Source organism: Stenotrophomonas sp. BIO128-Bstrain (assembly GCF_030128875.1).
GTDB lineage: Bacteria > Pseudomonadota > Gammaproteobacteria > Xanthomonadales > Xanthomonadaceae > Stenotrophomonas > Stenotrophomonas bentonitica_A.
The window spans coordinates 1,452,701-1,478,567 of the sequence record NZ_CP124620.1; the positions used below are offsets into that span (position 1 = coordinate 1,452,701).

The 25,867-nt window shown below is 67.1% G+C and carries 21 protein-coding genes; 5 read left to right on the top strand and 16 right to left on the bottom strand.

What is annotated here, in order from left to right; translation table 11 throughout:
- Positions 1 to 66 precede the first annotated feature (66 nt).
- Positions 67 to 6,258, top strand: a complete 6,192-nt coding sequence (locus POS15_RS06505; protein ID WP_284129242.1) for an ESPR-type extended signal peptide-containing protein — start codon at positions 67 to 69, stop codon at positions 6,256 to 6,258.
- A 120-nt stretch (positions 6,259 to 6,378) separates the two neighbouring features.
- Here the strand turns inward: POS15_RS06505 and POS15_RS06510 are convergent, their stop codons facing one another.
- Both POS15_RS06510 and POS15_RS06515 read right to left on the bottom strand, forming a co-directional pair.
- Positions 6,379 to 7,677 carry an ATP-binding protein gene (locus POS15_RS06510; protein WP_284129243.1) on the bottom strand — a complete coding sequence of 433 codons (1,299 nt, stop codon included), beginning with the start codon at positions 7,675 to 7,677 and terminating at the stop codon, positions 6,379 to 6,381.
- Complete coding sequence (locus tag POS15_RS06515) at positions 7,674 to 8,717, bottom strand: transporter substrate-binding domain-containing protein (RefSeq protein ID WP_284129244.1); 1,044 nt, start codon at positions 8,715 to 8,717, stop codon at positions 7,674 to 7,676. The genes POS15_RS06510 and POS15_RS06515 overlap by 4 nt, the downstream gene beginning before the upstream one ends.
- A 389-nt stretch (positions 8,718 to 9,106) precedes the next feature.
- Between POS15_RS06515 and POS15_RS06520 the strand changes: the two genes are divergently transcribed.
- Positions 9,107 to 9,352 (top strand): hypothetical protein, encoded by a 246-nt coding sequence (locus tag POS15_RS06520; RefSeq protein ID WP_284129245.1) that lies wholly within the window; start codon positions 9,107 to 9,109, stop codon positions 9,350 to 9,352.
- A 4-nt stretch (positions 9,353 to 9,356) separates the two neighbouring features.
- Here POS15_RS06520 and POS15_RS06525 read toward each other — a convergent pair whose 3' ends face one another.
- The 14 genes from POS15_RS06525 to POS15_RS06590 all read right to left on the bottom strand — a co-directional run bounded on the left by POS15_RS06525 (position 9,357) and on the right by POS15_RS06590 (position 23,338).
- Positions 9,357 to 10,076 carry a GntR family transcriptional regulator gene (locus POS15_RS06525; RefSeq protein WP_284129246.1) on the bottom strand — a complete coding sequence of 240 codons (720 nt, stop codon included), beginning with the start codon at positions 10,074 to 10,076 and terminating at the stop codon, positions 9,357 to 9,359.
- Between the two features lie 75 nt (positions 10,077 to 10,151).
- Positions 10,152 to 11,495, bottom strand: a complete 1,344-nt coding sequence (locus POS15_RS06530) for an SLC13 family permease (RefSeq protein ID WP_019184589.1) — start codon at positions 11,493 to 11,495, stop codon at positions 10,152 to 10,154.
- 87 nt (positions 11,496 to 11,582) lie between these two features.
- A complete protein-coding gene (gene mdcH, locus POS15_RS06535) occupies positions 11,583 to 12,500 on the bottom strand; it encodes a malonate decarboxylase subunit epsilon (RefSeq protein WP_284129247.1) in 918 nt (305 codons plus the stop codon).
- Positions 12,497 to 13,360, bottom strand: coding sequence for a triphosphoribosyl-dephospho-CoA synthase MdcB (mdcB, locus tag POS15_RS06540; RefSeq protein ID WP_046274088.1), 864 nt, complete (start codon positions 13,358 to 13,360; stop codon positions 12,497 to 12,499). The genes mdcH and mdcB overlap by 4 nt, the downstream gene beginning before the upstream one ends.
- The gene (mdcG, locus tag POS15_RS06545) at positions 13,357 to 13,995 is read right to left on the bottom strand and encodes a malonate decarboxylase holo-[acyl-carrier-protein] synthase (protein ID WP_046274089.1); all 639 of its coding nucleotides are present in this window, start codon (positions 13,993 to 13,995) and stop codon (positions 13,357 to 13,359) included. Before mdcG ends, mdcB begins: the two co-directional genes overlap by 4 nt.
- A 3-nt stretch (positions 13,996 to 13,998) precedes the next feature.
- Positions 13,999 to 14,703, bottom strand: a complete 705-nt coding sequence (gene mdcE, locus POS15_RS06550) for a biotin-independent malonate decarboxylase subunit gamma (RefSeq protein ID WP_046274090.1) — start codon at positions 14,701 to 14,703, stop codon at positions 13,999 to 14,001.
- The gene (locus POS15_RS06555) at positions 14,694 to 15,590 is read right to left on the bottom strand and encodes a biotin-independent malonate decarboxylase subunit beta (RefSeq protein ID WP_046274091.1); all 897 of its coding nucleotides are present in this window, start codon (positions 15,588 to 15,590) and stop codon (positions 14,694 to 14,696) included. Before POS15_RS06555 ends, mdcE begins: the two co-directional genes overlap by 10 nt.
- Positions 15,587 to 15,907: a malonate decarboxylase acyl carrier protein gene (gene mdcC / locus POS15_RS06560; RefSeq protein WP_046274092.1), complete on the bottom strand. Its 321-nt coding sequence runs from the start codon at positions 15,905 to 15,907 to the stop codon at positions 15,587 to 15,589. The genes POS15_RS06555 and mdcC overlap by 4 nt, the downstream gene beginning before the upstream one ends.
- Positions 15,908 to 15,917: 10 nt before the next feature.
- Positions 15,918 to 17,561: a malonate decarboxylase subunit alpha gene (mdcA, locus tag POS15_RS06565; protein ID WP_284129248.1), complete on the bottom strand. Its 1,644-nt coding sequence runs from the start codon at positions 17,559 to 17,561 to the stop codon at positions 15,918 to 15,920.
- A gap of 292 nt (positions 17,562 to 17,853) precedes the next feature.
- Positions 17,854 to 18,459 carry a DUF2894 domain-containing protein gene (locus POS15_RS06570; protein ID WP_284129249.1) on the bottom strand — a complete coding sequence of 202 codons (606 nt, stop codon included), beginning with the start codon at positions 18,457 to 18,459 and terminating at the stop codon, positions 17,854 to 17,856.
- Positions 18,449 to 19,096, bottom strand: a complete 648-nt coding sequence (locus POS15_RS06575) for an OmpA family protein (RefSeq protein WP_019184580.1) — start codon at positions 19,094 to 19,096, stop codon at positions 18,449 to 18,451. Before POS15_RS06575 ends, POS15_RS06570 begins: the two co-directional genes overlap by 11 nt.
- Positions 19,093 to 21,498: a DUF802 domain-containing protein gene (locus POS15_RS06580; RefSeq protein ID WP_284129250.1), complete on the bottom strand. Its 2,406-nt coding sequence runs from the start codon at positions 21,496 to 21,498 to the stop codon at positions 19,093 to 19,095. The genes POS15_RS06575 and POS15_RS06580 overlap by 4 nt, the downstream gene beginning before the upstream one ends.
- 10 nt (positions 21,499 to 21,508) lie before the next feature.
- Positions 21,509 to 22,186 carry a DUF3348 domain-containing protein gene (locus tag POS15_RS06585; protein ID WP_046274096.1) on the bottom strand — a complete coding sequence of 226 codons (678 nt, stop codon included), beginning with the start codon at positions 22,184 to 22,186 and terminating at the stop codon, positions 21,509 to 21,511.
- 153 nt (positions 22,187 to 22,339) lie between these two features.
- Complete coding sequence (locus POS15_RS06590; protein WP_046274097.1) at positions 22,340 to 23,338, bottom strand: aldo/keto reductase; 999 nt, start codon at positions 23,336 to 23,338, stop codon at positions 22,340 to 22,342.
- 174 nt (positions 23,339 to 23,512) lie between these two features.
- Between POS15_RS06590 and POS15_RS06595 the strand changes: the two genes are divergently transcribed.
- The 3 genes from POS15_RS06595 (at position 23,513) to POS15_RS06605 (ending at position 25,492) form a co-directional block, all read left to right on the top strand.
- On the top strand, positions 23,513 to 24,622 hold the full coding sequence (locus POS15_RS06595) for an alpha/beta hydrolase fold domain-containing protein (protein WP_284129251.1): 1,110 nt from the start codon (positions 23,513 to 23,515) through the stop codon (positions 24,620 to 24,622).
- A gap of 116 nt (positions 24,623 to 24,738) precedes the next feature.
- Positions 24,739 to 25,152: a host attachment family protein gene (locus POS15_RS06600; protein WP_019184575.1), complete on the top strand. Its 414-nt coding sequence runs from the start codon at positions 24,739 to 24,741 to the stop codon at positions 25,150 to 25,152.
- A gap of 10 nt (positions 25,153 to 25,162) precedes the next feature.
- On the top strand, positions 25,163 to 25,492 hold the full coding sequence (locus POS15_RS06605; RefSeq protein ID WP_019184574.1) for a thioredoxin family protein: 330 nt from the start codon (positions 25,163 to 25,165) through the stop codon (positions 25,490 to 25,492).
- Positions 25,493 to 25,867 lie beyond the last annotated feature (375 nt).

Consider the following 25,867-nt stretch of genomic DNA (forward strand, 5'->3'; position numbering starts at 1 on the left):
TTCCACGCCCGCCACGCAGATTCCCGTGGCGGGTGCGTTGTTGACATCGTTGTTAAGGAGAGTTCGATGAACAAGATCTACCGTCGCCTATGGTCCACCGCACGGCAATGCTGGGTGGTGGCCAGTGAACTGACTTCGCCACGCGGTAAGCCGGCCTCATCGGTCGGAGCGGCCGTGCTGATCGTGACTGCGTCGCTCGTACCCGGTGCGGGTGTGGGAACCGCCGGGGCGGTCACCTATCACGCGTGCCAGAACCCCGAGCAGATCATCCTCAACTGCGTGCCGTTCATGGCCCATGTTCCGAGCATGGCCCAAAACACGCTTGGTCCAAACACCAGTTCATACATGATGCTGGGTGCTGGAAGCCATATGCAGGGCAAGTACTCCTCGTTGTTCGGGAACTGGTCGAGTTCGGTAGGTGACAACAATGCCGTGTTCGGATTCGATGCTCGCGCCAGGCAGGGGGGGAGCGCCGTATTTGGTGCGCGATCGGTAGCCGACGGATTTGGCGCGGTGGCGGTCGGGACCTATGCGCGTGCATCCGGCCAATACGGAATTGCCATGGGCTTTGCGGCCACAACGGCGGACAACAGTGGCGGTATTTCCCGGATCGCCATCGGCAATGATTCCTACGCTGGTACACCGGGTTGGACGGGCGCCATCGCGTTAGGTGGTCGTGCTCGTGCGGAATACGACGGTGTGGCGCTTGGCTATGAGGCGCAGGCAAAGGGCGCCGGCTCGGTGGCATTGGGGCGCGGTGCAGTAGCTACGGAGAGCTATGTGGTCTCCGTAGGCAATGCCGCTGCGCCACGCAGGGTCGTTTATGTCGCTGACGGCAATGTCAGTCAGCACAGCATGGACGCCGTGAACGGGCGCCAGCTGCTCGGTGTAAAGGAGACGGCGGAGCGCGCGTTGGACAACAGCAAGCTGGTCACGCAGACATCTGCCAGCGGGCAGATCCGCGTTGGCGCTGAGAATAGCGGCACCGTCCTGGACGTGCGTAACCGGTCGAACGCCAATCGAAAGATCAGCGGCGTAGCCGACGCAGCATTGAGCACCACCAGCACCGAAGCTGTCACCGGCAAGCAGCTGTATGCCACCAACCAGAGCGTGAGCACTGCCACCAGCACCGCCAATGCCGCAAAAGCATCGGCGGATGCTGCCGTAGGCCGTATCGGCGCTGCAGCTGTCGCCCTGGGTCAAGCGGCGGTGGCTGAAGGCAGTGGAAGCACGGCCAGCGCCGCACTGGGTTCGGCGGCCAAGGCGTACAACGGCAATGGTGTGGCGATGGGTGCAGACGCACGTGCCGGTGTGAATGACAAGGGCGAGAAAAGCACCGCCGCCACTGGCGCAGTCGCTATTGGCGCACTCAGCCGCAGTGGCAATGGCGCGGTCGCCGCCGGCTTGCGTGCGAGCGCCATTGGCGATCGCGCAGTGGCGCTGGGCAACGATGCTAACGCAGCGGCCACCCACGCAACCGCAGCAGGCTACAAAGCTACCGCCAGCGCCAACCAAGCGACGGCCGTTGGTCGTGAAGCATCGGCATCCGGCACGTTCTCCACCGCGCTGGGCAATCTGGCCAGCGCCCGCGCGGAGAGCGCCGTGGCGCTGGGTGACCGCGCCGTAGCGGCCCACACCGACAGCGTGGCGCTGGGCAATGGCTCCCAGACCACCGCAGGGAACCAGATCTCGGTGGGCAACGACACGCTGAAGCGGAAAATCGTCAACGTCGCCGATGGCGCGCTCAACACGAGCAGCGCCGAGGCCGTGACCGGCAAGCAGCTCAATGCGACCAACGTCGAGGTAGCCTCGGTCCGCACCACCGCAGCCAGCGCCCAGACGACAGCGGGCGCAGCAAAGACCGCCGCCGACGATGCGTTGGCCAAGGCCAATGCTCTGGGCGGGCTGGTCGGTCAAACCTCAGTGACCGGCAACGTACGTCTGGGTAGCGAAAACACCGGTACCGTGCTGGATGTACGCAACAAGTCCAATGCCAGCCGCAAGGTGACAGGCGTGGCTGACGCAACGCTCAGCACCAGCAGCACCGAAGCGGTGAGCGGCAAGCAGCTCAATGCGACGAACGTGGAAGTAGCTTCGGTCCGCACCACGGCCACCAGCGCGCAGACGACGGCCAACACTGCCAGGACGACCGCCGATAATGCGCTGGCCAAAGCGGATGTGCTCGGCGGATTGGTCGGCCAGGTATCGGCCACGGGTAACGTACGCTTGGGCGGCGAAAACACCGGTACGGTGCTGGACGTGCGCAACAAGTCCAATGCCAGCCGCAAGCTGACGGGCGTGGCTGACGCAACGCTCAGCACCAGCAGCACCGAGGCGGTGAGCGGTAAGCAGCTCAATGCGACGAACGTGGAAGTGGCTTCTGTTCGCACTACAGCCACCAGCGCGCAGACGACGGCCAACACTGCCAAGACGACCGCCGATAATGCGCTGGCCAAAGCGGATGTGCTCGGCGGATTGGTCGGCCAGGTATCGGCCACGGGCAACGTGCGCCTGGGTGGTGAAAACACCGGTACGGTGCTGGACGTGCGCAACAAGTCCAATGCCAATCGCAAGCTGATGGGCGTGGCTGACGCAACGCTCAGCACCAGCAGCACGGAAGCGGTGACGGGCAGGCAGCTGTTTGGCGTCGATCAGAAGGTCACTGCCAATCAGTCTCTGCTGGCCAGCCACGCCACCGAGCTGGCTGGGCACGAGGCGCGTATCGCCGGCAACCGACGTGATCTGGATGACCTGCGTACCGAGTTTGACAACTTCGATCCCGACCTGGAAGGCGTGGTCCGGTACGCAGCCGACGGTTCTGTCGATATGGACGGCGGCAAGGTACGGGGCGTGGCGGCGGGCGATATCAGTTCGGCGGGGAGTACCGATGCTGTGAATGGTGGGCAATTGTTTGCCACCAATTATCGACTATCCGCGATTGAGTCTGCCGGCGATTACGTTAAGGTATCCAACGATGAATACAGCGAGGCCGCGGAAGCCGGGCGATTTGGCGTCGCAATCGGAGACGGAGCCCGTGCATCGCTCGGAAAAGAGGGGGGTACAGCTATAGGCAGCTTTACCTCGGCGGACGCGAGAGATTCGGTTGCTTTGGGTAGAGGCGCCAACGTAGGACCCTCCGGTGATCAAGGGTTTGCGTTGGGCGTGGGCACGAATGTTTACGCTACTGACGGTGTGGCGCTGGGAGCCTATGCAAGAGTGGAGGCTGGCGCCGTCGGCTCAGTGGCATTGGGCGCGGGCTCGATCGCCGATGCTCCCGGTACTGTCTCAATGGGGCACGGGAGCCTTCACCGCAGGCTTGTAAACGTTGGACGGGGGACCACTGACACTGACGCGACGACTGTTGCGCAGTTGGACGAGTCCTTGGCCTCGTTGGGGGGCGGCGCTGGCATAGACGTCAATGGCATTGTTATAGCACCCACTTACCGCATGCAGGGAGCAATCCAAAGGAGTGTTGAGGACGCATTGAACATCCTCGACGGCGCAGTGATCACCGCTGGCTCCCGGGTCGATCAGGTCGAGAACCAACTGCGCTCGGTCTTCCAGGACAGCCCCGCCACCCGCAGCGATGGTCTGGGCCAGCTCAACCTCGCCGGCGCCAACGGCATGGTCCTCGGTAACGTGGCCAACGGCCTGATTGCCCCGGGCAGCCGCGATGCGGTCAACGGTGGTCAGCTCTATGCTGCTGAGCAGAAGATCGAACGCAATCGAGACGATCTCGAGGCGATCCGGTCATCGCTTGGCCCAGTGGACAAGCCTCATGCAAGCGACGCAAATGGTCCAATCGACTTTGGCGGGGCGCGCCTTACTGGTATCGCCGATGCGAATCTGAGCGAGGATAGCCGTGATGTGGTGGCAGGGCGCCAGTTGCATGCAAGCAATAGTCGGATTGAGGCCATTGAGCACCAACGTCGATTCTTCAAGATTGGAACGGATTCGCTCAGTGAGGATGCAGATGCAGGGTGGTTCGGCGTTGCGATCGGTGAGTCTGCAGAGGCATCGCCTGCGCCCGGAGAGGAGGGTGGTACCGCGGTGGGGAGCTTCTCCAAGGCAATGGGTAACAATTCCGTGGCGCTCGGCAGAGCAGCCCACGTTCTTGTGAATGCCACAGAGGGGTTTGCCCTCGGACCCAGCTCACGCGTCGAAATTGAGGGGGGTGTGGCCTTGGGCGCGCACGCTCAGGTGAAGGCAACGGCTACCAACGGGGTCGCGTTGGGCTATGGCTCTTATGCAGACCAGGCCAACACTGTGTCAGTGGGTAGTGAATCGGTGAAGCGTCGTATCGTCAATGTCGGCCGTGGCTTGGGGAGTGGAGACGCATCGACCGTCGAACAGTTGCACGAGGCATTGGGTACGTTGGGTGGCGGTGCAGGAATGGATGCAAGCGGTAACGTGGTTGCGCCTACCTATCGCATGCAAGGAGCTACGCAGAACAATGTGGCCGACGCGTTGGCCGTCCTCGACGGCGCGGTGATCACCGCTGGCTCCCGGGTTGATCAGGTCGAGAACCAACTACGCTCGGTTTTCCAATCAAGCCCATCGGTCCACGCTGACGGCATCAATCACGTCGTGTTGGCTGGGGCGGGAGGTGCAATCCTGACTAACCTTGCAGACGGGCGCGTGGAGCACGGTAGTCGTGATGCAGTGACGGGAAGTCAGCTGTTTGAGGCGAAGCGAGAGATCGCGCGGAATCGCAGTGAGCTGAATGAACTGCAGAGAGATCGGAATGACCTGAAATCTACTGATATGGCGGTAGCGATGGCTGCAGCTGCTGACGTCAATTTTGGAGGTAACCGACTAACAGGGATTTCCAATGGAAGGATATCCGATGGCAGTTCCGACGCGATGACGGGGGCGCAGCTTTTTCAGACCAACGAACGCGTTTCGGATCTGGAGTTGACGAACAAGGTGATTGCAATAACCTCTAAGAATGACAGCAATTCGCCTGCGAAGGCTGGTGACCGCTCAGTAGCCATTGGCGAGTATGCATCCGCTAGCGTTGATAGTGAGGGCGGCACAGCAGTCGGTAACTATGCGCAGGCGACGGCAAAAAACTCTGTGGCGATCGGTCAATCCTCTTCGGTAAGTCGTTACAACGAGGGGGGGCTGGCAATCGGCTCAAGCGCGCGGGCAGACGCTCGTGGAAGCATGGCGATCGGTGAGCGCGCTTGGGTCTTCGGTGGTGCGGAGAACTCGGTGGCTATTGGTGCGGGCTCTGAGGCGATGCGCTCCAATGAAGTTTCGATCGGAACCTATTCAAATCGACGCAGGCTGACGAGCGTTGCAAACGGAATTGCCTCGTACGATGCCGCGACTGCTGGGCAGCTTCGAGACGCTTTGTCGTCACTTGGCGGAGGAGCTACGTTGGATCGTCAGGGAAACCTTGTCTCTCCTTCGTACAAGATTCAGGGTGGCCAACAGTACACCGTTAACGACGCCCTAACCGTCCTCGACGGCGCGGTGATCACCGCTGGCTCCCGGGTCGACCAGGTCGAGAACCAACTGCGCTCGGTGTTCCAGGACAGCCCCGCCACCCGCAGCGATGGTCTGGGTCAGCTGAACCTCGCTGGCGCCAACGGCATGGTGCTGGGCAACGTGGCCAACGGCCTGATTGCACCGGGCAGCCGCGATGCGATCAACGGTGGTCAGCTGCATGCCATGGAGCAGCGCCTGGACGGTCGCATCGATGGGCTGGAGCAGCGCGTTGATGCCACGCCGGAGGGCAGGGCGCTGGCGTCGGCCAGTGCACCCACGCCGCCGGCCGCGCCGGAGGCCGAGGGTCCCGCCGGCGCATCGGGTGAACCGGCAGCGGCTTCCGCAGGCCGTGCCGGTGGCGGCATCGCCAGTGCTGACGGCGGTGGCACGCCTGCGCCGGCCGACGCGCCGGCGCCGACCCCGCAGGTGAACACCGCCGATCTGGAGAAGATGCTGGCCCGCGCCAACGAGTACACCGATGGGGCGATCAGCAACTTCGAGCGCCGCCTGGACAAAATGGACAAGCGCTTCAACCGCATGGCGGCGATGAGCAGTGCGCAGAGCGCGATGGCGATGAACACGGCGGGCCTGGCGACTTACAACCGCCTGGGCGCTGGCGTGGGCTACAGCGATGGCGAGTCGGCACTGGCCGTCGGCTATCAGCGGGTGCTCAACGAGCGAGGCTCGGCCACCTTCAGCCTCAACGGGGCGTTCACCAACAGCGGTGAGCAGAGCGTGGGCCTGGGTGTAGGCATCGGCTGGTAATCCTCCCGGCCCATTGCAGGGAAACACCGGCGCTCCCCGGTCCGTCATTGCGGACCGGGGAGTTTCTTTTTTTGTCGTGCCGCGCGGCCCCGGGCGAGCAGGTGCCACGCCGCCGCGGGCTCAGGCGCCTGGGTCCATCTGCGCCAGCAGGCGGTCCATTTCGTCGAGGTCCGCGGCGCCCGGGTCGCCGTTGATGGCATGGTGCTTCAGGCAGCCGTCGATCTGGTCCAGCGTGACCAGCGTGGCCGCATCCCCGACCATCGAGGCCGCCCCGCGGATGCGGTGGCTCATCGCCAGCGCCGGCCGCCATTCGTGGGCCACGATGGCCTCGCGCAGTGCGGCAATATCCTGGGGGATCTGCGTGCGATACACCGCCAGCACATCCAACGGCGTCGCCGCCGCCGGCCGCGGGGCCCTGGCCGGATTCATCGCCGTGCAGTGCGTGGCCACATCGAACGCAGGCCACTCGATAGGCTTGCACAGGGTCGCCGCGATGCCCGCGGCCCGGTAGCGGGGGGGGCGGGTGACGTCGGGTGATGCCGAGATCGAGACCACGCGGGCGCCCAGCCACGCGCGCGCCCGCTCCAGGGCGCGGATGGCCTCGATTGTTTCCAGCCCGCTGGCATCCGGCAGTGCATCGTCCAGGGTGATCAGGTCGAAGGGGCCGGCCTGTTCCAGCTGCTGCAGTGCCTCATGGCGACTGGCGGCGCAGCGCACCTCGAACCCGCGCTCGCGCAGCCGGTGGCTGATGACGTCGGCGTTCAGTGGCTGGTCTTCGATGACCAGGACGCGCGCGGGCCGGTCGTTGTGGGCGGACAGGTGGCCGGGCAGGGCCGGCGCCTGCTCCGTGCGCCGCTGCGCGGGCAGGGTGGCGGTGAAGGTGGACCCCACGCCTGGTTGGCTGCGCACGGTGATCTGCCCGCCCTGCGCCGTGGCGATGCGGCGGCACAGGGACAGCCCCAGGCCGGTCCCGCCGCGCTGCCGGCCGTCACGGGTGGTGTTGAAGGCGCCGAAGATGTCGTTCAGATCTTCGGCGCTGATGCCTTCGCCGGTATCGCTCACACGCAGCACCATCCGGCCGCGCTCGCCTACACCTGCCTCGAATCTCAGGCGCACCGACACGGTTCCGGCATCGCAGAACTTCACAGCGTTGGAGATCAGATTGCTGGCGATGTGGCGCAGGGCGCGGGTGTCGCAGCTCGCGTGCTCCAGCACCGGCTGGTCGAGATCGAACAGCAGGGCGGTGCCCTTGGCCGCGGCTACCGGCCTGGATGCGCTCAGGCAGCCGGCCAGTACGGAGGCCGCGCCGGGCTGCCACTCCACGGGTGCATGGCTGTGGCGATCCAGGAACATGAATTCCAGCGCATTGGCCAGGGTGTCGTGCAGGGAAGAGGTGGCCGCGCGGGCGGACGCGATCACGGGCGCGGCGGCCGGGTGGGGACGGTGGATTCAATCAGGTCGATGGCGGAAATGACCGAGGCCACGCCATTGCGCACTTCGTGATTGACCAGGGTCAACATGCGCGCCGTGCTGGCCTGCAGCGCCGCCGTCGCCCGCGCATTGCGGTAGGCCTGGATGATCACGAAGGCCGCACCAAGGATGGACAGCACCAGTACGATGATCGGCGTGCGATAGAAAGAGAGGACGGCATGGAGAGTGGGAGGCGAGCGATACAGGGCATCCATCCACCGGCCGACCAGATCCTGCTGGGTGTCCAGCGGCAACGAGCGGAACGCCTGATGGGCCCGGTCCATCTCGGCGGCACGCGCAGGGTGGGAGGCGACCCGGATTCGCACGGAGGGGCCATCGCTGGCCGGATGCACCGCCAGCGTGGTGCTGTTGCCCCGGCGTGCGAGCGGAATCAGGATGGCGTCCATGCCCAGCGCCGCGTCCACGGTGCCGCTGTCCACCGCGGCCACCATGTCTGCCGCGGCAGGTAGTGGAAAGACCTCGATCGCGGGGTGGTGAGCAGCCAGATAGCCGTGGTACTCCCCGTTGCCGATCACGGTGACACGCTTGCCCTCCAGGGCGGCCAGGGCCCGCACGGGGGAGCTGCTGCGGGTGAGCAGGACCGAGTCGCCGGCATAGAAGGCCGGTGAAATCACCGTGGCCGTGGGCAACAGTGCCGTGGTGCCCGGCAGCGCGAACGCCAGCCCGTCCACCTCCTGCTGCGCAAGCAGGCCCAGTGCGTCGCTGAAGGTGGTGGCGCCGGCCACCTGGATCTTGATGCCCGAGAGCGCCTCCACCGCCTCCACGTAGGCACGTGCACCGCCCAGCGAGGAAGGCCCGCCCAGCCCGTACGGGCCGCCCAACTGCGGGCCGGCGGCCAGCACGAAGGGTGGCTGCCGATCCGAATGAGCGGGGAACAGCGTAAGCAGCAGCGCCCCGGCGGCGAGGAGGATGGTCGCCAGCAGGCTGGCCTGCAACGCGACCCGACGTTTACCCGCGATGTTTTTCATGTAATTACGCTCGCACCCGATCCACGCACAAGAACGGCACCGGCAAGGCGCCGACGGTGCTGTGGAAGCTGGTGCGCGCAGCCACGAATCCAGCCTTGCACGACGCCAGGAGGCGCTCAATGTGCGTTTCCGACGAAGGGGTGTCGTATCCGGCACGAGGCGCTGGGTCTGCGCAGTGCGTCTCGCAGGCCTCCACGCGCCCTTCACGGGTATTGGCTCGATCGGCATGGCAGTCGAAGGTCATCAACGTGCATCGCGCAGCTGGCGACGATGCGTTCGGTCAGCTGCCTGCATCACCTTGGACACTCGCACCGTCCTCACGATCGTTCCACGCGTTGCTGCGTGTGCGCCACCTAAGCTGGCATTCCCGTCGCGAAGTTTTTTTCCCCATGACCACAGCACTACATGATCCGGACGCCCTTGAACCCATCGATATCGATGCGCTCAAGGCACAGGGTGTGCCGCCGGTCGCCCAGTACCTGGTGGACCAGGAAAAATTCGTTCTGTTGGGCGGCAAGCGCGGCATCTACCGCTTGGCCGGCGCCGATACGGCGTGCTACTTCACCAGCCTGGACCAGATCCGGCTTCACCTGCTGGGGCAATCATTGACGCGGCTGACGGTGGAGCTGGCCTGAGCGCTCAGATCCCGCCCTGGCGAGGCAGCGGCGCAGGCACGTTCAGCTGGCCACCGGCGGCCACATAGGCCGCCAGTGCTTCGCCTTGACTGAGCAGATGGCGGTTCATCATCTGCTCGGCGGCTTCGGCATCGCGGTTGCGGATGCAGGCCATCAGGGCGCGATGCTCGGCCAGTGACTGGGCCATGCGGCCCGGCGTGAGTAACTGCCGGCCGCGATGCATCTTCAGGATGCGGTGCAGGTCGTGGGTGACGCGGATCAGCCACGGGTTGCCGGCATGGGTCTGCAGACTTTCGTGGATCAGATAATTGTTGCGGTAGTACTCGGCCAGATCGCCCGCGGCTGCAGCGACTTCCATGGCATCGTGCAGCGCCTGCAGCTGGACCACGCCCGCTTCATCGATGCGCTTGACCGCTTCATGCACGCAGCGGCCTTCCAGCATGGCCATCACCGGGAACAGCTGGTTGAGGTCTTCCAGGGTCAGCCGGGTGACCCGGCTGCCGCGGCCCGCATCGAGCTGCACCAGGCCCTCAGCGGCCAGCAGTTTCAGGCTCTCGCGCAGCGGGGTGCGGCTGATGCACAGTTCTTCGGCGAGCAGAGGCTCGTCGATCCATTCGCCCGGTGGCAGTTCGTAGTCGTAGATCTTCTGGCGCAGCCGCTCGGCCACTTCTTCATAAAGCGGCACGCGTTTCTTCGACAGGCGGGGACCAGGGGCCAGGGGCATGGCAGGGCTTCATGGACAGGTGTGCAGCATTCTACCGGGTCATGGCGGGCCTGCCGGTGCAGGCCCGCCGTGTGCTTACATCCAGCCCGGCACGACGAACAGCAGCCATGCCAGCAGCGGACCGAAGGCGACCACCAGGCCGCTGTAGACCAGGAAGCGACGGAACAGGGCTTCGCGCTCTTCCTTCGCCGCCGAGGCAACCACCAGCGCGCCATTGGTCGAGAACGGGCTGACGTCCACCACGGTGGAAGAGATCGCCAGCGCGCAGATCACACCGGCCGCGCTCAGATGCCCCTGCATCAGGAACGGCACCGCCAGCGGGATCGTCGCACCCAGCACCGCCGCAGAGGAGGCGAACGCCGAGACGATGCCACCGACATAGCAGACCAGCAGCGCGCCCAGCAGCGGAATGCCGATCGCACCCACGCCATGGCCGATGTAGTCCACCGCGCCGGCCTGCTGCAGCACGGCCACGTAGGTCACCACGCCGCTGATCAGCAGCACGGTCGACCAGCTGATCCCATCCACCGCGCCCTTCTGCGAGTTCGGCGAGAGCAGGGCCAGCACCACCGCGACGGTGATCGAGACCAGGCCGACGTTGAGGTTGTAGACCAGGGCCGCGATGCCGAGCCCGAGCAGGCCGATCAGGGTGAACACGCGCTCGCGGTTGATGCGCACGTCATCCAGCGCATCGGGATCATTGGAGAGCGTGCCACCGCCGGCCGAGACCAGGGCGCCGTGACCTTCGATCGCAAACTGGCGCGAGGAGGCCTGGCTGCCGGCGACCAGCGGTTCGGTCGCCGTCGGTGCGCGACGCATCAGGGCCAATCCGCCAAAGGCGAAGAAGCAGATGATGCCCATCAGCAGGTTGAAGCCCAGGCTGGTCAGGAACACCGCCATTTCCGTGACTTCCAGGCCGGCCTTCTGCACCACCTGGTTGGTGATGCCGCCATACACGCTGATCGGCGAGAAGCCACCGGCCTGCGCGCCGTGGATCACCAGCAGGCCCATCATCAGCGGGTTGATCTTGTACTGCTTGGCAAAGCGCAGCGCGACCGGGCCGATGATGGCCACTGCGGCCGGGCCGAGCGCGCCGAAGGCGGTCAGCACGGCGGTGACCACGAACATCACCCACGGTATGGCGACGATGTGCCCACGCACCGCCTTGACCGCCCAGTGCACGAGCAGATCGATGGTGCCGTTCTTCTGCGCGATGGCGAACAGGTAGGTGATGCCGACCAGGGTCAGGAACAGGTCGCCCGGGAAGCCGGCCAACACTTCCTTGCCCTCCATCCCGACGAACAGGCCGCCGATGATGAAGGCCAGCGCGAATGCCACGGCACCCATGTTGATGGGCAGGGCCGTGGCCACGATGAACATGATCACCAAGCCGATGATCGTTGCGATTTGCGGACTCATGCGCCCTCCCGAGACACTTGATACGCGTGCAGCATGATGGCGACCCGCCACCCGGGGACTGCTGGTGTTACACCTTCGGGTGGCCCCTCATGCGCGTGCGCATGCGGCGTCCACCCATTCGCGCACGCCCTCCAGCGTGCGGAAATCCTCTACCGAGCGGGCCTGCAGCTGCGGATGCAGCTCGCCTACCCGCCGGCTCAGCGCCGAGCCGGGGCCCAGCTCCAGAAATACTTTTCCGCCGCGCTCCACCGCCTGCGCCAGCACCTGCTGCCACTGCACCGTCCGGGCGATCTGCGCGGCCAGCGTGTGCACCACACGTGCGACATCGACGACGCTGCTCCCGTCGATGCCGGCGAGCAGGCGCAGCCGCGGCGGCTGCAGTGCGGTCTCACCCAGGACCGCTTCGAACGCCTGCGCCGCGGGCACGAGCAGCGGGGTATGTGCGGGAACATCCACCGGCAATGGCGCCGTGCGTGCGCCGTGCCGGACGGCCGCAGCGGCGGCGGCCTCCAGCGCGCTGCGCAGGCCCCCCAGCACCACGTGGTCCGGGCCGTTGACGATGGCGAGATGGACCGCGTGCTCGGCGCACAGCAGGGCGATCTCGTCGGCCGCCAGGCCGATCACCGCGATCAGGCCGGCGTCGGCCGGCGAGGCGGCGTCCATCAGCGCGGCGCGGCGGGCAGCCAGGTGCAGGCATGCAGTGCTGTCGAAACTTCCGGCGATGGCATGGGCGGCCAACTCACCGGCGCTGTAACCGGCCACCGCCGTTATGGTGGGCAATCGGTCGCGCAACGCGGCCCAGTGCGCCAGCGCCGCGGCGCAGACGAGCGGTTGGGCGAGGGCGTTGCGGAAGCGGTGTTCGTCTGCCGCAAGAGCCTCCACCGGCGTGCCCAGCATCTCACTGGCCTGCGCGAGAATGGGCTGGGCGCGGGCGTCGTCGCCAACGCGCGCGAACATCTCCGAGTGTTGGCCACCCTGGCCCGGGCAGAGCAGGACCAGGCTCATGCGTGCGCCTGCAGGTGCAGGAACCACGTGCAGGCCAGCAGATCGGCGCTGCCGCCGGGGCTGAGCCGTCGCTGCTCGAATGCGTCACCGATGGCGGCGATACGTTCGCGCCAATCCGCCTGCTGGACACCGCCCCCCGCGAGGAAGCCGCGCGCCTGGTGCTGGGCGAAGGCCAGCCCGGCCTCACCCCCGCGGTGCAGGAGATTGAGATCGACCGTGTGGGCGATCAGCGTCATCAGGGTTTCCACCTGCGCCGCTTCGGCATCCTGGGTGGCATCCAGTACGCGTTGCAGGGTCGGCAGGGCCAGCGCGTGCAGCAGCGGGTACCCTGCGGCCGCCTGTTCGCGGACACCGGGCACGGCGTGCCGCCGGCGGGCGCGTTGGCCGGGGCTGTGCGGATTCAACGGGGCCTCCAGCAGCGCCGATCGCCACTGGGCAACGCCTCGACATACGGCCTCGCCCGACGGTGCGCCTTCGCCGCTGGCGCGAAGGCGGGCGGACTGTGCGACCAGCAGCCCGAGGCTGAAGATCGCCCCGCGATGCGTATTGATACCGCCGGTGGCGCGCAGCATCGCGGCTTCGGCGGCGATGCCGAGCGTACGCAACGAGGCGAACGTCACTTCGCTGCAGCCCGCGTGCGCGATAGCGACGAAGTAACCGCGCAGCGCGAACAGGCTGCGCAGGAAGGTGCCCGCATCCATGTCGGTGTGACTGCCGCGACTGAACGGCGTAACCAGGCCGGGTTTGGGCGCGCAGGCAAGCTCGGCGTGCAGACTGGCGATGGCCAGGCGGCCGAGACGGCGCGCATCGGCGGAGCGGGGCGCAGCGGTGGCCGGCAAGGGCAGCCGAACGGCGTTCATGCGGCGACCTGCCAAGCGGTGAGCGCCTCGCGCGGCACCAGCGAGCATGCATCGTTGCCTTTGACCATCAGGCGCGCGGCGCCGCTGGCGTACTCGCGCCAGTTGACCGCACGGTCAACCGGGAAGCGCAGTTCGCCGTCCAGCCGCATGGGTGATCGCCGCTCGCAGTGCTGCAGCACGGCGACGATCGTCTCGGCCTGGCCGGTGCCGGTGACGTCCCAGAGCAGGTCAATATCCGAGCCGTCATGCAGGTAGCCCAGGCCGGTCAGGTGCTGCCACGCCGCGCTGCCGAACACGCGCGGTGCTACCGGCAAGGTGGCCGTTTCGGTGGCCAGGCCGTGGAGCCGGTCGCGCCATCCCGCACCGATATCCGTCGCGACCTCGGTCAGCAGCGGCGGTGGCGCGCTGCGCAGGACGGCGGACGGATCAACCCGCAGCGACAACCGCTGGCGGTGCTCGGCCAATGGCAGGGGAACGCCCAACCGCAGCTGCTGTTCGTCGCTGGTGGGGTCGCGACGCGCCACCACGAAGGGCAGTCGCGCCTGTGCCCATGCCCGCAGCCGCGCCTCGGCGCCCGCACTGAGAACCTGCCACGGTGCCTGCGGATCGAGCCAGACCAGGTCGTGACGGCGCATGGCTCAGGCCTCGCCCGCGGCTACGGCGGCGGCGACGTCGCGGGCGAGCAGGCGGCCGCCACGCGCCGCGCCGCGTTCCCGGCGCTGATCGCCGGTGCCCGGCGCCTGCAGCGCATCGACCAGCGCCTGTGCAAGATCGCCCTCCCAGACGGCCTCCACCGCACCCATGCGCACGTAATTTTCCACGCCCGGCGCGAATACCGGCGAGCTCTGGCTCAGTGCCTGCAGTTTCTCAAGCGGCTGTTTGGTGACGCGCGCCATCGCGCGCAGATCCATCACGCGCACCTGCGCTTCGGGCAAGGCGTAGATGCGGTCGGCCATGAGCCCGAACGACAGGAAGCCGCCGCTGACTGATTCGCCATAGACCAGACTCACCAGCGGCGCGCCACGGCGGCGGGCCAGATCCAGGGTGCCGGCCAGGTGTGCGAAGTAGCTGTTGATGCCGAGCATCTCATCGCGGCGTGCCAGGCGCTGGCCGGCGGTATCAACCAGCATCACGATCGGCCGCTGCGGATGCGCGCGGGTACTGGCGAGCACGGTGGCGGCCAACGCCAGTGCATGATCAACCCCGACCTCCAACTTGTTCGCGGTACCGATCACGGTGACCTCGCCCATTGCAGTGGTGGCGGTGCCGCCCAGCACATCGTCGTTGCGAGTGACCGCGTGACCCCGCGGGAACAGTGCGTCGAGCAGAGGGGTCAGTTCCATGGCAGGCTCCGGTTCCTGGCCGCTTCCAGGAAGTCAGCGGTTTCCAGCAGTGGCAGTTGGTCGGCATCGACGATGCCCTGCAGGCGCCAGACCTCCAGACCATCGCGGCAGTCCCCGTAGGCGTTGATGCGTGCATCGAGCCGGGTGTGCGCCTGCTCAAGGGCCTGCAACGGGTCGTCGGCCTCGGTGTGGGTGTCGATCAGTGACAGTGCCGCCTGACCAAAGGCGTCGATGCGGTCCGGCACCAGTTGCACGGCATCACCGATCAGGTAGCGGTGCTTGCCGCCGGTGACGCGCCAGACCAGGGCGCGGTCGCGCGAGTCGAACTCCTCCACGCCACGCACGGTCTCGATCACTTCCGGGCCGGACAGCGAGAGCCGGCCTTCTTCGGACATCACGACCGCCGTGCAGCAGCGGGCGACGATGCCCATCCCACCGAATGCGCCGTTGCCGCTGCCGATCAGTGCAAACACGGGAATCCCGGCGGCACGCGTGGCCAGCACCGCACGCATGATCTCGGAGATGGCGACCAGGCCGGCGTTGGCCTCATGCAGGCGCACGCCACCACTGTCGAGCAAAAGCAGCACCGCGTCCGGACGGACCGCGACGGCACGTTCCAGAAGCCCGGTGAGCTTGGCGCCGTGTACTTCGCCGACGCCACCGCCCATGAACTGGCCTTGCTGCGCCGCGATCAGGACAGGACGACCGCACAGGCTGCCCGCGCCGACCACGATCCCGTCATCGAATGCACCGGGCTGATCCAGCTGCGCGAGGTGCGGGCTGATGATGCGGCGGGCCGGGCCGACGAATTCGCTGAAGCTGCCTGCATCGAGCAGGCCGGCGATCCGCTCGCGGGCGTCTGCTTCGTAGAAACTGTGACTGCTCACGAAGCGTCTCCTTCCTGCAGGGTTTCCATTGCCTGCTGCAGTCGCAGGCTGACCACGGCGGGTGTGGCGCCCGCATCGTTGATCGACAGGCGCACATTGCGCAGCGGATGCCGCGCGGCGAAATCGGCCAGCACCGCCTGCCAGATCGTGTCGAAGCCGGTGGCCGAGGTGATCACCTCGATCTCCATCGCGCCGTCCAGCGGGGTAGGTTCGATCAGCACTTCCAGATTGCCCGAGGCGACCACGCCGACCAGCGCGTGATGGTCGCGCTCGGTGAGATCGTGCTGCCCGGGGAAGCGATAACGCAGGGTTTCCATGGCGTGCCCCTTACCAGTTGCGGAAGCGTTTGGGCGGGTTGTACAACCCGCCGGACCAGCGCACGAGATCCTTGACCGAGCGCGCGGCGAGCAGGTCGCGGCTGGCATCGCGGGTGCGGATGCCCAGGTCTTCGGGCCGGCGGATGATGCCGCGGTCGCGCAGGTTCTCGACCATCACGCGGTCACGGCCCAGGCCGACTGCCGTGTAGCCGGCCACGCCGCGGATCGCCTGTTCGCGTTCCTCGGGGCTGCGGCACAGCAGCAGGTTGGCGATGCCTTCTTCGGTCAGTACGTGGGTGACGTCGTCGCCGTAGATCATCACCGGCGGCAGCGGCATCTTCGCGCGCTCGGCCAGCTCCCAGGCGTCCAGGCGCTCGACGAAGGCCGGCGCCATGTGCTCGCGGAAGGTTTCCACCATCTGCACGACCAGCTTGCGCCCGCGCGGCATCTGCCCCGGCAGCGCCGCTTCCTGGCCGGCCTTGAGCCAGGCCGGGCTGGCATGGCGGCGACCGCGTGCATCCGAGCCCATGTTGGGCGCGCCGCCGAAGCCGGCGATGCGGTCGCGGGTGGCGGTGGAACTGTTGCCCTGCAGGTCGATCTGCAGCGTTGAGCCGATGAACATGTCGCAGGCATACAGGCCGGCGGTCTGCGAGAACGCGCGGTTGGAGCGCATGCTGCCGTCACTGCCGGTGAAGAACACATCCGAGCGCGCCTGGATATAGCGTTCCATGCCCAGCTCGGAGCCGAACGAATGCACGGACTGCACGAAGCCGGACTCGATCGCCGGGATCAGTGCCGGATGCGGATTGAGCGCCCAGTGCGTGCCGATCCTGCCCTTCAGGCCCAGTGACTCGGCGTAGGTGGGCAACAGCAGTTCGATCGCGGCGGTATCAAACCCGATACCGTGGTTGAGTCGCTGCACACCGTACTCGGCGTAGATGCCCTTGATGGCCATCATCGCCATCAGCACCTGGATCTCGGAGATCTGCGCCGGATCACGGGTGAACAGCGGCTCGATATAGTTCGGCCGTGGCGCTTCAGTGACGAAGTTGACCCAATCGGCCGGGATGTCGACGCGGGGCAGGGTATCGACGATTTCGTTCACCTGCGCGATGACGATGCCGCCACGGAACGCGGTGGCCTCCACGATCACGGGGGTGTCTTCCGTGTTGGGACCGGTATAGAGATTGCCGTGGCGGTCGGCGGCCTGCGCGGCGACCAAGGCGACCTGCGGGGTGAGATCGATGAAGTAGCGGCCGAACAGTTCCAGATAGGTGTGGATCGCCCCGATCTCGATCCGTCCCTCGGCAACCAGATTGGCCAGCCGACCGCTCTGCGGGCCGGAGAACGAGAAGTCCAGGCGCTGGGCGATGCCGCGTTCGAACACATCCAGATGCGAGGGCAGGGACAGCACGGACTGGACCATGTGCAGGCCGTGGACCTGCGCCGGATCGAGCTGGGCCAGGCACTCGGCCAGGAAATCGGCCTGTTTCTGGTTGTTGCCCTCCAGGCAGACCCGGTCGCCCGGTTCGAGCACGGTGTGCAGCAGGCGGGGAACCTCGGCATGGGGCAGCAAGCGCCCGAGCCCGGCATCGGCGGCCCGCTGCAGCCTTGCCCGGCGGCGATCCGCTAGCGTGTTCCAGTCTCGAGCCATCTGCCGCCTCTTCATAATTACGCTGTAATTACAAAGCTATCACCCGAGTTTGGCCGGGGCAAGAGGCCTGAGGAGGCCAGTTATGGGCCTGTCGTATTCAGTTAGAACCGGCTGCCTGCTCATCTTCAGCGTCAATGCACCGAGCATCGCGGTGTCGGTGCTGAGCGGCATGGCTGGCGCATGCGCAGGCATGTGTGTTCGAAGCGGGCGATACCGCGCTGGAGCGACCTTGGCTCAGCGGTGATCGGGGCAATGTCGTGCCGCCTTCAAGGCACGCAGATGGAACGCTTGATCAGCCCGCGGCCTTTCCCGCACGCGGCCGCCGCGGCTTCGCCCCCCGCGGCGCCACTTTCGGCGTTGCCACGAGTACGCCCCACTGATGGAGATGCTCCATGCCGGACAGCGCATCCAGGTACGCCATGAAATGCGTCAGGTACCCGGGCGAGGTTTCTTTCATCAGCGTCAGGGCCCGATGGACCAGGACGCCGGAATTGAGCGGGCCGCCGTTGGTCGGCACCTGGGCCAGCGATTCTTTCAACTGGCTGGCGTTTCGAAGCGTGGCCCAGCCCGCACGAACGTCGGCCAGCAGCGGCAGCTCGGGGTAGGCCGGTTTGTGCTGGCCGGTCAATTCCGTGACCAGCGCCTGCAGGCCGATGCGCCCGGGTGACGGGCCCTGCCCAGGCTGCGCCGCGGCGGGCGCCTCGGCAATCCGCTCGGTGTAGCTGGTCACCATCGCTTCCAGCTTCGCCTGCAGCAGTGCCCGCACCTCGCCGTCGTGCGCCTGCGTGCGGGCATGCAGCGCCTCGATCACGGCAAAGCGCGTGCGGTCGAGCTGGTCGAGCTTGTTCGCTCGCCAACGCTGGAGAATCTCAGCGGTTGCGACGGCGTTACGGGCCATCCGCGGCCTTGCTCGCCTTGGGCTTGGGGATCGGGGCAATTTCCACGCGACGGTTCTTGGCACGGCCGTCTTCGTTGGCGTTGGAGCTCACCGGCTGCTCGGAGCCGAACGCCGCGGCAAACACCGCGTCCGACGGCACGCCCTCGGCGATCAGGGTGCGGGTCACGGTCAACGCACGCTCGGCAGAGAGCTCCCAGTTGTCGGCGAAGCGCCAGTTGCCATCGCGCACCTGCTGGTCGTCGGTGAAGCCGCTGACCATCAGGATCTCCTCGCGCGCGGCCAGGTAGCCTTTCAGCGGACCGGCCAGGCTCTTGAGCACTTCCAGGCCCTCCGGCTGCAGCTGGTCGGAGTTCAACGCGAACAGTACGTTGCCGCGGATGCCGATGCGGCCGTCCACCAGCGTGACGCGCCCGGCGGCGAGCGGGCCGGCCAGCGCCTGCTCCAGCGTCTGGCGGCGCTGCACTTCGGCCTGGCGCTGCTTGACCTCTTCATCCAGGCGGTTGGTCAGCTCCAGCTGCAGCGCGACCACGCCGACCAGGATCAGCACGAACGCGCCGAGCAGCACCGACATCAGGTCGCCGAAGGCGGCCCAGATCGGGGCGCCTCCGTCGGCCTCGACTTCGATCTCGTCGCTCATGCCGAGGCAGCCCCGGCCTTGCTGCCGCGGCGGCCGGCCAGCTGCTGCAGCTCATCGATGATCTGCTTCTGCGAGAGCACGCTGAGGTCGATCACCTCACGCGCCTGGGCGACGTAGTAGGCCAGCTGCTCGTCACTGCGGGCCAGCGAACCATCCAGCGAAGCGGCGATCTGGACCAGGCGCTCGTTGAGGCCGTCGCTGGCGGTGCCGAAGGACTGCACGGCGCTGCCGAGCGCGTCGGCCAGGCTCGCCACTTCCACGGCGCTGCCGGTGACCTGCGCAGCCACGTTGCCGAGCTTGCCGGTCTCCGCTTCGATGTGGTCGGTGAAACGGGTGCCAACGCGATCCAGCAGTTCGGCCGAGGTGGAGACCAGTGCATCGACGGCGACGCGTTGTTCGTTGGCCGCGTGGTTGACCGCATCCAGCAGGGTCTCCACGGTGGCCAGCAGGCGGCTGCGTTCTTCCAGCGTGGCGGTGTCGCGGACCAGGCTGTCGGAGAGTTTGCCGCGCAGTTCGGCGACGACATCGGCCGCAGCCTTGGGCGCTTCCGAGGCGGCATGCACCAGCCGCGAGATCTCGCTGATCGTCTCGCTGGCGTGCGCCTGGGCCTGCTGGGTGATGTCATTGGCGGTGCGTGCCAGGGTGTCGCAGATCTCCTGCTGGCGGCTGGCCACGCTGGCGCCGGTCTGTTCCCAGCGCTCGCCGAGGCTGGCGCTCATGCCGGTGAAGGCATCGGTCCAGGCGCGCAGGCGCTGCTGATCGCGTGCTTCCAGGGCGTCCTGCAGCTGGGCATGCGAGTGCTGCATCGCTTCGCCAAGCGAGGCCGCCTGCGCCTGCAGTGTGGCGGAAGCGGCATCCAGGGCCTGTTGATGCCGCTCGCTCAGCGCGGTCGCGGCGTCATCCTGGCGGGCCAGCGCCTGCTGCCAGGCCTCGGCGATCTGCGCGGTGGTGGCCTCCATGCGGCTGCCGACCGAATCGATCAGACCGGTGGCCCGGGCCTCGTGCGTTTCGGTGAAGCTGCCAAGCGCGCTGCGCAGGTCATCCGCAAGGGCGGCATGGGTCTGCTGCTGCGCGGCCTGTGCATCCTGCCAACGGGTGGCCGTCGCGTTGAGTTCGGCCGAGACCGCCTCAAGCAAGGCGCTGGAGCGCTCGCCATGCTGCTCGGCGAAGTGGGCCAGTGCACTGCGCAGCTCGGTCGCCATGGCGGTATTGATCTGCTGCTGCTCGGACTGGGCCGCCTGCCAACCGTCAGCAGTGCTGACCAGCTTCGAGGAGACCGCCTCGAGCAGGCCGAGCGCGCGTTGGTCGTGCTGTGCGGCGAATCCGTCCAGCGCGGCGCGCAGGTCGGCGGTCAATGCAGCATTGGTCTGCTGCTGGCTGTCCAGCGCGGCCTGCCAGGACGCGGCGGTGGCGACACGGCTGGCGTCGAAGCCGTCGGTCAGGCCGGTCAGCTGGCGCTGCACCGCATCGGTCACCGTTTCGTGCATGGCGGCGTTGGCGCGGGCGATGCCGGCCAGGGTGGTGTCCATCACCGGCTGCAGGGCGGCACCGACGGCACGTGCGCTCTCGGCGACACTGTCCTTGAGTGACTCCTTGATCGCGGAGGTCAGGCGGGCGTATTCCTCGTCGGCCTTGGCATGGAAACGCTGCTGGTTGGCCAGCAGTTGCTCGCCCGAGGCGCTGCTCTGCTGTTCGATCGCCGTGGTCATGGCCTGCAGCCGATCCACCAGCGCCGGCATCAGCTCGGCCTGCTGCTGCAGCAGCCGGAAGGCTTCATTGCGCTGCCAGGACTGCGAGTGCGTGTGCAGGGTGGTAGCGATCTCCACGTCCAGCTGCTGTACCGCTTCCAGGCGCTCACGCCGGCACAGCGCCGAGAGCAGGCCGAGCATCGCGGAGGTGGCGACACCGGCGATCGAGGTGCCGAAGGCGACCGCCAGGCCTTCCACCGGCGCGCCCAGCGAGCCGCGGATGGCCTGCAGGTCGGTCGCGCTTTCCAGGGCCAGGCCGGTGCCACGCAGGGTGGCCATCATGCCGAGCAGGGTGCCGAGCATGCCCAGCAGCACCAGCAGCCCGACCAGATAGGGGGTCAGGACCGGGCCGGGCAGGGCGACGCGTTCGCCTTCCACGCGCAGGCGTACCGCATTGCGCAGGCTGGGGTGAAGCTGGCCCAGCCAGGTGGTCAGGCCGGAGCTGGCCGCGCCGGCACTAGCACTGGCCGCGGCGAGCGAGGCGGTCGCCTGCCGGTAGCGGTACAGCTCGAGGCCACCGGCGAGGTAGCACACGGCGATCAGCGCGGCGACAGCGAAACCGACCGGATTGGTGCTGGCATAACCCGCCCCGATCCAGCACACCGCGACAAGGCCAAGCAGGAAAACAACGTAGTGAAGACTGGTTCTGAACATGACGTCCCGGTTAGTGGGTGCGAAGCGCTGCAAGCAGGCCTTCGATCGGTTGAAAACGAATATCCAGCTCGGCCAGCAGCAGGCTCTGCATGTCGCGGCGGAACACCTCCAGCCAGGCCGCGTCGCTGCCGGCGTCGCGCAGGCGCTCGAAATGCACCCCGAGCAGCACCGGCACCTTGGCCAACAGGGCGTGTTCGCGGGCGCTGAGGGTCTGCTCCATCAGCGCGTCCACCTCGGCCAGCCGCGCCAGCTCGGGTGAGCGGCGGGTCAGCATGTCGCGCAGCCGCCCGCGCAGGCGGCTGGTGGCGCCGAGCATGGAACGCTGCGCGGTAACGTAGCGCTCGCGGTACACGGCGAATTCGATGGGCGCTTCGGTCGCTTCGGCCTCGACCGCGCGCCGAACCGGCCTGGAAGGCTCAGGTTCCTGAACAATGGTGGCTTCCAGCGCCGCGCGGATCCGTTGGCATTCCACATCCTCGTCGGCATCGAAATCCGGCCCCTCCACCGCAGGCGGCAGCCGCCCATCGAGCGCCTTGGACAAGGTCACCGCCCGCGTCCAGTCCACCCATTCGCTGAGCCGGTCCGACAGGGCCGGGCCCGTCGAGGACAGGTTGCTTTCAGCCAGACGGGCCAGCAGCCGGATGAAGGCCGGGCCCGGGACAGGCGTCCGTTGCGCGGTTTTGGCCATTGTTCCGGTTAAAACGGCGAATTTTACACCGTAATGGCCGCGGGCCGCCGGCGCGCAGGGTTCAGCCACGGCGCCGAGCGCTCCCGGCGCTGCCAGCACTGCCAGCATTGCCAGCACTGGCATGATCTTCGTCAGCGGCGGCTGTGCGCCAACTCAGTCGATCGGCAACGGCGCGTGCGGCGAGACCAGGCCCTGTTCGCGCAACGCGCTCCAGAACGCCGGCGGAATCGCGACCTTGGCCAACGCGAGATTCTCTGCGATGCGGCCGGGCTGGCTGGCACCGGGAATCACGCCCGCCACGGCCGGGTGCGCCAGCGGGAACTGCAGCGCCGCCGCACGGATGTCCACGCCGAACTGCGCGCCTACCTGCTGCAGGCGCCCGACCCGATGCAGCACGTCGGTACCGGCCATCTGGTACTCGTAATGCGCGCCGCCAGCGAGAATGCCGGAGTTGTATGGACCACCGACCACGATGCGGGCGCCACGCGCTTCGGCGGCCGGCATCAGGCCGGCCAGTGCCTCATCATGATCCAGCAGGGTGTAGCGCCCGGCGAGCACGAAGCCATCGGGGTCGGCCTGCTGCAACGCCATCACGCAGGGCTCGACCCGGTTGACGCCCAGGCCCCAACCCTTGATGACCCCCTCCTCGCGCAGCCGGGTCAGCGCGGTCGCGGCGCCGGACAGGGCCTGGTGGAACACGGCGCGCCAGTTCTCGCCATGGAAATCCCTGGCCGGGTCGTGGATCCAGACGATGTCCAGGCGGTCCGTCTTCAGGCGTTTCAAGCTTTCTTCGATGGCGCGCAACGTACCGTCGGCGCTGTAGTCATAGACGATCTTGTTGGACAGGCCATGCTCGAACAGGCCGCCTTTCTCGCCGAGGTCGCGGCTGGCGGCGTCTTCGGTTTCATCCAGCAGACGGCGGCCGACCTTGGTGCTCAGCACATAGGCATCGCGCGGGTAGTGCTGCAGCGCTTCGCCAAGCCGCCGTTCGGCCAGGCCGGCGCCATACAGCGGGGCGGCGTCGAAGTAGCGGATGCCCTGGTCCCAGGCGGCGTGAACGGTCGCCAGTGCCTCCTGTTCGGGAATGGCGCGGTACATGTTGCCGAGGGGCGCGGTGCCGAAGCCAACACGGCCGGGAAGGTGAATGCTCATGTGGGGGTGGGTACGAAGCGGAAGGCCGCCCAGTCTGGGCGCGGCGCTCTGGCTCAAACAGCCGTCGATGGGCGAAAGAGTGTTGCGCGGCGGGCAAGGATCAGCCTGGCTTGCGCGCCGTGGCAACGACGCAGCAGCTATTCTGTCGCCCGATTTCTCAGCGGAGTGCAGCAGATGGGTTGGACAGTAAAGCTCGCGCCGCTGGCGCTGTTGGTGGCGGCCAGCGGTGCGACCGCCGCCGCGCCCGTGCCGGCGACCGCCGAAGGGGTCCGGAACGTGCCTGGGTTTGCGCTGCCGCTCTCGCCATATCTGAGCCCGGAAGCACAGGCAGCCATGCGCAGCGCCGTCGTCAACGGTGATCCGGTCGCGAAGATGGATAACGCCACCGTGCTCAAAGAGCTGGCGACGATACGCAAGGGCGCCGATGACTGGGCCTACGGCGAGATCAAGGCGCTGCGCGAGCGCTATCCGGTCGAGCTGCACCACGAAACCTGGAACGGGGTGCCGGTGGTGCGGGTCGAGCCGCGCAGCGCGCCGGCCGATCCGGCGCAGCGTCGTCTGCTGATCGAGCTGCACGGTGGTGCATTCGTGTTCGGCCGCGCCGACAGCATCGGTTTGCTCGAGGCGATCCCGGTCGCGGCGATGACCGGTGCCACGGTTGTCGCCGTGGAGTATCGGCAGGGACCGGAGCATCGGTTCCCCGCCGCCAGTGGGGACGTGGCGGCGGTCTACCGCGCGGCACTGGAAACGCGGCCCGCAGCGCATATCGGCGTGTTCGGCTGCTCGGCTGGCGGCGTGCTCACCGGCGAATCGCTGGCGTGGTTCGCCAAGGAAAAACTGCCGATGCCAGCGGCGGCCGGGCTGTTCTGCGCCGGCGGCGATGCGCGTTACGGCGGCGATTCGCGCTACGTGGCCGCTGCCGTCACCGATGCACTGCTGCCGCACGCCGATGGCAGCCTGCCGATCATGGAAGACCTCTACTACGGCCCGGTGGACTTCCGTGACCCGCTGGTGTCGCCGGTCTTCTCCGATGCGGTGCTCGCGCAGTTTCCGCCGACGCTGTTCATCACTGCAACGCGGGCAGCCGAGCTGAGCAACGTTTCCTATACCCATTCGCGGCTGGTGGACCTGGGGCGCCAGTCGGACCTGCACGTCTGGGACGGGCTGGGCCACGCCTTCCACCTCGACGCCCGGCTGCCGGAAAGCCAGCAGGCGTACCGGGTGATGGCGCGCTTCTTCGCCCGGCACCTGGACATGGCCCTGCCCGGACCGCCCGCGGAGTAGGGTGCGACGGGGCTGCATACACGATGCATACATCCGTATGCACTGCGCATACATTCGGTTGCCTACGGTGGAACCCGAGTGCACCCGCGCTCGGTTTTCCCCATAAGGAGTAGATGATGAGTCAGCAGATTCCCGAAGGTACCCTGGTCGTTGTAGCCGATGGCGGCTCGGCCCGCGTGTTCACCAACGTCGGCACCGCGCACAAGCTGCAGCTCAAGCAGGAAGGGGAACTGCAGCTGCAGGCCGTGAGCGATACCGGCGCGTCCGGGCAGGGCCCGTCCGGCTCGGTGCCGCAGGAGATGACCATCTCCCAGCTCAACGAGGCCACGTTTGCCAAGCAGGTGGCGGCACAGTTGAATGAAGACGCGTTGAAGAACCGCTACGCGCACCTGATCCTGATCGCCGATCCGCAGACCCTGGGCCGTATCCGTCCGCTGCTGCACAAGGAAACGCAGGAGCGCCTGCTCAAGGATCTCGCCAAGGACTTCACCAATGCGCCACTGGAGGATATCCAGCGCGCCCTGTCCTGAGACACCGCCCATGGCCTTCGCCCGCGAATACAGCCCGTCCGACATCACCCGTGCCGACATCGACGCGGGCAGCGGATGGATGCTGCTGGAATTCGGCACCGGTTGGTGCGGCCATTGCAGCGCCGCCCAGCCACTGCTGCAGAAGTTTCTCGGTGGCTATGACGCGACGCACCTGAAGGTCGAGGACGGGAAGGGGCGGCCACTGGGCCGCTCCTTTGCCGTGAAACTCTGGCCGACCGTGATCCTGCTGCGCGATGGCCAGGAGATCGCCCGCGCGGTACGGCCGCATGAGCGCGAGGATCTGGCGCCGCTGATTGATGCGCTGGAACGCGGTCCGTAACGGAAGGATGCGGGTCGCGCAGGCCAGCAGGATGCGTCCTCCGATACGTGCATTGGCGCGCAGTACGCCGCGATTTGGACCTGCTGCGCCTGCGTGCGTTCATCACATGAAAGACCGCTGAAAACGCCTGAAACAGGCTGTTCCACGCGCTCCGGACGAGCAGCGAGGGGAACGCCGGCGTCATTTGTAGTATCATGGTCCGCTTGATCACCCCCGGGCCATTGCCCGCTTCCGGGTCATCCATCCCGCAGCGTCGCTGAGTCCACGCGGCCGTCCGGGATCGTCTGTTGCAACCCCTCTTCGCGCGTCGCGCCGTGTCATCAGAGGCGGTATTTCCTGTGCCGTGCGCGGGACCTCGGGCGCCGTGATGGCCTG